Raw genomic sequence first — 7,502 nt, 5'->3', positions numbered from 1 at the left:
CGCTGGGCCGCCCTGCGCGCCGCGCTCACCGCCACGCCGGAGGGCGCGGACGCGTTCGGCTCCAGCCTGGTGACGAAGGGCGACGACGCGGCGGAGCTCCAGTGCGTGCGCGCGCTCCTGTCGCTGGCGGACCGCTGGACGTACGCCCGCGCGCTGCACCCGGAGACGAAGGCCCTCTTCCACACCTGGCCCACGCTCAGGCTGCCCAAGCCGCTGGTGTTTGATCAGCTGGTGCAGCTGCAGCGCCCGGACGCGCAGCTGGAGGAGAAGACGGAAGGGCTGGAGCACCACCTGCGCCACCGCGACGGCTTCAAGCTCACGGACCGCCGGGGCACCCCGCGCGACGTGATGAACGAGGTGGACTACTGCGTCATCTGCCACGAGCGGCAGAAGGACTCGTGCAGCAAGGGCTTCCCCGCGAAGGACCCGGTGGCGGAGGGCCACTCGTTCAAGAAGAACCCCCTGGGCATCCCGCTCACCGGCTGCCCGCTGGACGAGCGCATCTCGGAGGCGCACGCGCTCAAGCGCGAGGGTGACTCCGTGGCCGCGCTGGCCATGGTGACGCTGGACAACCCCATGTGCCCGGGCACCGGCCACCGCATCTGCAACGACTGTATGAAGGCCTGCATCTTCCAGAAGCAGGAGCCGGTGAACATCCCGCTGGCGGAGACGGCCACGCTCACCGACGTGCTGGAGCTGCCGTGGGGCTTTGAAATCTACGGTTTCCTCACGCGCTGGAACCCGCTCAACCTCCGCCGCCCGTACGCCCTGCCCTACGTGGGCCGCAACGTGATGGTGGTGGGCATGGGCCCCGCCGGCTACACGCTGTCGCACTACCTGCTCAATGAAGGCTTCGCCGTCACCGGCGTGGACGGCCTCAAGATTGAGCCGTTCCCGGATGAGCTGGTGGGCCGCAACGGCCACACGCTGGCGCCCATCCGCGACTGGCGCGCGCTCACGCGCGAGCTGGACGAGCGCGTGCTGGAGGGCTTCGGCGGCGTGTCCGAGTACGGAATCACCGTGCGCTGGGACAAGAACTTCCTCACGCTCATCCACCTGACGCTCGCGCGCCGCGAGGGCCTGCGCATCTACGGCGGCATCCGCTTCGGCGGCACGCTGACGGTGGAGGACGCGTGGGCGCTGGGCTTCGACCACGTGGCCATCGCCGCGGGCGCGGGCCGCCCCACCATCATCGGGATGAAGAACAACCTCATCCGGGGCATCCGCAAGGCGTCCGACTTCCTGATGGCGCTGCAGCTCTCGGGCGCCTTCAAGCGCGACTCGCTGGCGAACCTCCAGGTGCAGCTGCCCGCCATCGTCATCGGCGGCGGCCTCACCGGCATCGACACCGCCACGGAGCTGATGGCGTACTACCCGGTGCAGGTGGAGAAGACGCTGGAGCGCCACGAGCAGCTGGTGGCGGACCTGGGCGAGGACGGCGCCGTCGCGCGCCTGGACGCCGAGGAGCGCGCCACCTACCAGACCTTCCTGGAGCACGGCCGCGCCGTGCGCGCGGAGCGCCAGAAGGCCCGGGCCGAGGGCCGCTCGCCGGACTTCATCCACCTGCTGCGTTCGTGGGGCGGCGTGAGCCTGGTGTACCGCCGGGGCCTCACGGAGTCCCCCGCCTACCGCCTCAACCACGAAGAGGTGTCCAAGGCGCTGGAGGAGGGCATCCGCTTCATTGAACGGATGAGCCCCACGGAGGCGCTGCAGGACGACACCGGCGCGGTGCGCGCCATCCGCTTCGAGCGCATGGTGACGGTGGACGGCAAGCTCAAGGGCAGCGGCCAGTTCTTCGAGCTGCCGGCGAAGACGGTGTGCGTGGCGGCGGGCACGTCCCCCAACGTCACCTACGAGAAGGAGTACCCCGGCACCTTCCAGCTGGACGAGGCGAAGGAGTACTTCCAGGGCCACGAGCTGGTGGAAGACGCAAACAGCTTCAAGCTCCAGCCGGTGGAGGCCGCCGAGGACCCCGAGGCGAAGGTGGGCTTCTTCACGTCCTACGCACAGGACGGCCGCTTCGTGTCCTTCTACGGCGACAACCACCCGACCTACGCGGGCAACGTGGTGAAGGCCATGGCCAGCGCGAAGGACGGCCACCCGGAGGTGGCGCGCCTGTTCGCGAAGGAGGTCGCCGCCATGGACTTCCGAGACACGGCCGCGCAGGAGGCGCGCGAGGCGAAGCGCGCCGCCCACTTCGCGAAGCTGGATGAGGCGTTCCTCGCCACCGTCGTCGCGGTGAACCGGCTCACGCCGACCATCGTGGAGGTGGTGGTGCGCGCGCCCTTCGCCGCGAGCCACTTCTCCCCCGGCCAGTTCTACCGGCTCCAGAACTTCGAGCGGAACGCGCCGCTCGTGGACGGCGTGCGCCTCACCATGGAGGGCCTGGCCCTCACGGGCGCGTGGGTGGACAAGGAGCAGGGCCTGATGGGCACCATCGTGCTGGAGATGGGCTCCTCCTCCCGCCTCTGCGCCGCGCTCAAGCCCGGCGAGCCCGTCGTGCTGATGGGCCCCACGGGCGCGCCCACGGAGATTGGCCACAACGAGACGGTGGTGCTGGTGGGCGGCGGCCTGGGCAACGCGGTGCTCTTCTCCATCGCGCGCTCGCTCAAGGCCGCGGGCTGCCGGGTGGTGTACTTCGCGGGCTACCGGCTGAAGTCGGACTCGTTCAAGCAGGACGAAATCGAAGCCGGCACCGACCAGGTCATCTGGTCCGTGGACTCCGGGGAGACGCTGGACGTGCGCCGTCCGCAGGACGCGGCCTTCCGGGGCAACGTGGTGCAGGCCATGGTGGCGTACGCGGAGGGCAAGCTGGGCGTGGAGCCCGTCATCTCGCTGAGCGAGGTGGACCGCATCATCGCCATCGGGTCGGACCGGATGATGCGCGCGGTGGCGGAGGCCCGGCACGGCGTGCTCCAGCGGTTCCTCAAGCCGGGCCACGAGGCCATCGGGTCCATCAACTCCCCCATGCAGTGCATGATGAAGGAGATCTGCGCCCAGTGCCTCCAGCGGCACGTGGACCCGCTCACCGGCAAGGAGACGTGGGTCTTCTCCTGCTACAACCAGGACCAGCGGCTGGACCACGTGGACTTCGTCAGCCTGAACCAGCGCCTGCGCGGCAACACGGTGCTGGAGAAGATGGGCGACACCTTCCTCGCGCAGCTCTTGAAGAAGGCGCCGCGGCTCAAGCGCGTCTAGCCCTCAGCGCCGCACGCCCGCGAAGGCCTTGAGCATGTCCTGATAGTTCTTCGTCAGGTCGGCTTCGCGGGACAGCACCACGTCCACGTTGGCGTCGCCGAACTCCCGGCGCGCCTCCGGGAGCTTCTGGAAGGTCTCCACCTGGCGCCGCATGGACTCCACCTGCGGCGCCAGCTCCTGCTGCTGCTCCTCCGGCATGCGGGACTGGAGCGCCTCCAGCTTCTTGAGCTCCTCCTCGTACTGGAGCGTCCGGCCCATCTGCCGCTGGCTGATGACGGCGGTGACGACCTCCGCGATGCGGTTCACCTCGTCCGTGGACAGCCCCGCGGCCTGGCGCGCGTCGGCCTCCGCCCGCGCCTTGCGCTCGATGAGCTTCAGGCCGCTCCGGGCCTTCGCCAGCGCCTGCGGCGTGCCCGCGTCCATCAGCGGCCCCATGTCCTGCAGGCCCCGCATCAGCGACCCGTACACCTCCAGCATCTTGCGCTGGTAGCCCACGTACGCATCCAGTTGGGCCTTCGTCACGGTGAAGGGGCCGCCCGGCACGTCCTCGCCGGCCTCCCCGCCTTCCAGGCGGGCGACCGTCTCCCTGGCGCCGCCGCCCCCTTCCGGGCCCTCCGCCGCATCCTTGCGACACGCGGACAGGACGAGGACGACGGCCAGACACCCCCACGACTTGCGCATGCCACCTCCCATAATCGCCAACGGGTGGCCAGTGTATGCTCCGGCTGGCCCCGCGAACGGCGGTTCCCGAACGCCCTCCACGGGCGGGCTGTTCCGGGCACTGAACATTCGCCTCATTACCTTTGACCAACCCGGCCACGGTCATGTACGAACCGCGGTCCTGTAGCTTCCGGTGGAGGGACTTTGAGGATTTTCCTGGTAAGGCACGGCGATGCGGACGCAGAGATCCCCGAGGGTCTCGGCGACGAGGCGCGCGCGCTGACCGCGAAGGCCCGTACGAATGTCGCCGCGCACTTCGCGGCGCTGTCCGAGCGCATGGGGCCCATCAGCCTCATCCTCACCAGCCCGCTGGTGCGCACGGTGCAGACGGCGCAGATCCTCTCCAACTCCGTGAAGCATGAAGGCCTCCTGCGCGTGCACCGCTGCCTGCTGCCGGACATGCCGGTGGGCGCGGTGGAGCCGGTGCTCAAGGAGTACTCCGACGAGAACCTCGTCCTGGTGGGCCACCAGCCCTCCATGGGCGCGCTGGCGGCGCACCTGCTGGGGATGCAGTCCTTCCCCAAGCCGGTGAACCCGGGCACGGTCATCGCCATGGAGTGGCCGGACACGCCCACCAGCACGGAGGACCAGGTGCCCGGCGAGAAGGGGGAGAACCCCCCGGCGCAGCACCTGAAGTTCCTGTTCTACGCCGCCCCCGGCCAGCAGGTCCTCGACGTCATCCAGTGACGTCCGGGAGCGCGGCGCCATGATGGACGAAGCCCGCTACCACTCCCTCGTGGCCGCCGCGTTCAAGCGCATCCTGGCGGCCGCGGACACCTTCGACCCGGACGTGCTGGAAGCCGAAGCCACCGGGGACAAGGTGACGCTCACGGCCGCGTCGCAGGAGAAGTGCATCATCAACACCCAGCGCGCCGTCTGGCAGGTCTGGGTGGCCGGCCAGGGCCAGGGCATCCACTTCAGCTACGACGACGCCTCGCGCACCTGGAAGGACGACAAGGGGCGCGGGCTGGAGCTGTTCGCCTTCGTCGCCGGCGTGGTGAAGCACCTCACCGGCGAAGCGCTCACCTACCCGTCCTGACGCCCGCGACAGCCTGGGAGGAGGCCCGTGGCGCTGCTGGCCACGAGCCCCCGCGCGAGCAGGACGGCGGGTGCTTCAGACCTTCATCACTTCCTGCTCCTTGGCCGCGAGCATGGTGTCCACCTGCTTGATGCCGGCGTCCGTCTTGTCCTGGACGTCCTTGGTGAGGCGCTTGAGGTCGTCCTCGGTGATCTTCTTGTCCTTCTGCTGCGTCTTGAGGGCCTCGTTCGCGTCGCGGCGGATGTTGCGGATGGCGACCTTGTGCTCCTCGCCCTTCGCCTTCACCTGCTTGACGATGTCCTTGCGGCGCTCCTCGGTGAGGGGCGGGAAGGGCAGGCGGATCATCTCGCCGTCGTTCATCGGGTTGATGCCCAGGTTCGCCTCACGCAGGGCCTTCTCGATGTCCTTCAGCACGCCCTTGTCCCAGGGCTTGATGGTGATGAGGCGGGGCTCCGGCGCGTTGATGCTGGCCACGCCGGCCAGCGGCGTGGGCGTGCCGTACTGGTCCACCTTGATGCCGTCCAGGATGGCGGTGCTCGCACGGCCGGTGCGCACCTTCGCCAGCTCCCGCTTGAGGTCGTCCAGTGACTTGTCGATACGGCTCTTCAGTTCCGCGGCGGCGTCAGCCATTTGAGTCTCCTCCAGAAGTAGGTGTGTGTTCGCTGTCCTGCTTGGGGCTTCAGGCCCAGACCGTCTCAGCCGCGCCGACGACGGTGCCGAACTCGCCGTGGCCCGTGACGGCGCGCTGGATGTTCCCGCGCGTGCCCAGGTCGAACACGATGATGGGCAGCTTGTTGTCCATGCACAGCGAGATGGCCGTGGAGTCCATCACGTTGAGGTTCTGCTTGAGGACGTCCATGTACGTGAGCGTCCGGTAGCGCTTCGCGGTGGGGTCCTTCTTCGGGTCCGCGTTGTAGACGCCGTCCACCTTGGTGGCCTTGAGGATGACCTGCGCGTTGATTTCCATCGCGCGCAGCGACGCGGCCGTGTCGGTGGTGAAGTAGGGGTTGCCCGTGCCCGCGGCGAAGATGACGACGCGGCCCTTCTCCAGGTGGCGCACCGCGCGCCGGCGGATGTAGGGCTCCGCGATCTGCTCCATCTTGATGGCGGACTGCACGCGCGTCTTCAGCCCCTGCTTCTCCAGCGAGTCCTGCAGCGCCATGGAGTTGATGCAGGTGGCGAGCATGCCCATGTAGTCCGCGCTCGCGCGGTCCATGCCCTCCGTGGCGCCCGCGACGCCGCGGAAGATGTTGCCGCCGCCAATGACGAGCGCGATTTCGAGCCCCGTCCGCGACAGCTCGGCGACTTCCTCCGCGATGCGCGTGAGGGTGGGCGGGTGGATGCCGTACTTCCCCTCGCCCATCAGGGCTTCGCCCGACAGTTTGAGGAGGATGCGCTTGTAGGGAGAGGTGGATTCGGACATACGCGTCCGCTTCTATCCCCCGCCCCGCGCCCAAGCAACGACGGAAGTCGTGACGCGCGCCGCACCGTCCGGTGCCGGGCGGACGGACGCCGGCAGGAGGGGCCTGGAAGACCAAGGGCCGCGCCCCCGGCGCCCTTCCCCAGGAGAGGAAGGGCCCCAGGCACGCGGCCCTGGAGGACGGCGGGACGGCGGGAGGCGGCTTAGGCCTGGCCCAGCGTCTTGGCCACTTCGGCGGCCAGGTCGTCCTTCTTCTTCTCGATGCCCTCACCCACCTCGAAGCGGGCGAAGCGGCGCACGGAGACCTTCTCGCCAATCTTGGCGGCGCGCTCGTTGATCATCTCGCCGACCTTCTTCTTGTCGTCCTTCACCCAGAGCTGGTCCACCAGGCAGACGCCCTCGTAGTACTTCTCCATCTTGCCCACGAGGATCTTCTCCAGCATCGCCTCGGGCTTGCCCTGCTGCTTGAGCAGCTCGCGCTGGATCTCCTTCTCCTTGTCCATGGCCTCGGAGGGGACCTCCTCGCGGCGGACGTACTTGGGGTTGGCCGCGGCGATCTGCATGGCCACGTCCTTCACCAGCTCCTGGAAGTCCGGGTTGCGCGCGACGAAGTCCGTCTCGCAGTTGACCTCCACCAGCACGCCGATGCGGCCGCCGTGGACGTAGGAGCCCACGATGCCCTCGGCGGCGACGCGGCCGGCCTTGCCCTCGGCCTTGGAGATGCCCTTCTTGCGCAGCCACTCCTCGGCCTTGGCGAAGTCGCCACCGGACTCGGCCAGCGCCTTCTTGCAGTCCATCATGCCCGCGTTGGTGCGCTCGCGGAGGTCCTTCACCATCTGGGCGGTGATCTCAGCCATGTCGTGTCTCTTTCTTCTTCTGCTCCGAGCCTGGCGGCGTGCGCCGGGGGCGGAGGCCTGAGTTCAAGGGAGGAAACGCTGGAACGAAAAACGGAGACGGCCGGACAGCGGGCCTTGAGAGGTGCCGCCCGGCCGACTCCGGAAGCTGCGGAAGGAAAGCGATGGGGACCGGGCGGTTACTCCGCCGCCGGCGTGGCCTCGCCACCCTCGGGCGCCTGCTCGGTGGCGGCGGGGGCGGCGGCAGCGCTGCCCTTCATCTCCACGAGGG

General features: G+C 69.0%; 7 protein-coding genes. 3 read left to right on the top strand and 4 right to left on the bottom strand.

Translation table 11 applies throughout. The annotated features are described in order from the left end of the window. A partial coding sequence (locus ACLEQD_RS32580) for an FAD-dependent oxidoreductase (RefSeq protein WP_410389390.1) occupies positions 1-3,198 on the top strand: 3,198 nt, incomplete at its 5' end. Between the two features lie 3 nt (positions 3,199-3,201). Here ACLEQD_RS32580 and ACLEQD_RS32575 read toward each other — a convergent pair. Then, positions 3,202-3,879, bottom strand: coding sequence for a hypothetical protein (locus tag ACLEQD_RS32575; protein ID WP_410389389.1), 678 nt, complete (start codon positions 3,877-3,879; stop codon positions 3,202-3,204). Between the two features lie 183 nt (positions 3,880-4,062). On the opposite strand from ACLEQD_RS32575, the gene ACLEQD_RS32570 reads away from it, so the two are divergent. Both ACLEQD_RS32570 and cyaY read left to right on the top strand, forming a co-directional pair. After that, positions 4,063-4,605, top strand: a complete 543-nt coding sequence (locus tag ACLEQD_RS32570) for a SixA phosphatase family protein (protein ID WP_410389388.1) — start codon at positions 4,063-4,065, stop codon at positions 4,603-4,605. Between the two features lie 19 nt (positions 4,606-4,624). Beyond that, entirely contained in the window at positions 4,625-4,957 is a 333-nt protein-coding gene (gene cyaY / locus ACLEQD_RS32565) for an iron donor protein CyaY (protein ID WP_410389387.1), read from the top strand. Between the two features lie 75 nt (positions 4,958-5,032). Here cyaY and frr read toward each other — a convergent pair whose 3' ends face one another. The 3 genes from frr to tsf all read right to left on the bottom strand — a co-directional run bounded on the left by frr (position 5,033) and on the right by tsf (position 7,234). After that, on the bottom strand, positions 5,033-5,587 hold the full coding sequence (gene frr / locus ACLEQD_RS32560; RefSeq protein WP_120559232.1) for a ribosome recycling factor: 555 nt from the start codon (positions 5,585-5,587) through the stop codon (positions 5,033-5,035). 49 nt (positions 5,588-5,636) lie between these two features. Further along, positions 5,637-6,380 (bottom strand): UMP kinase, encoded by a 744-nt coding sequence (gene pyrH, locus ACLEQD_RS32555; RefSeq protein WP_128795818.1) that lies wholly within the window; start codon positions 6,378-6,380, stop codon positions 5,637-5,639. Positions 6,381-6,580: 200 nt separating this feature from the next. Then, entirely contained in the window at positions 6,581-7,234 is a 654-nt protein-coding gene (tsf, locus tag ACLEQD_RS32550; RefSeq protein WP_410389386.1) for a translation elongation factor Ts, read from the bottom strand. Positions 7,235-7,502 lie beyond the last annotated feature (268 nt).

This window comes from Corallococcus sp. 4LFB, assembly GCF_046520365.1.
In the GTDB taxonomy this organism is placed as follows: Bacteria; Myxococcota; Myxococcia; order Myxococcales; family Myxococcaceae; genus Corallococcus; species Corallococcus caeni.
This window is presented reverse-complemented; position numbering and strand designations above follow the sequence as displayed.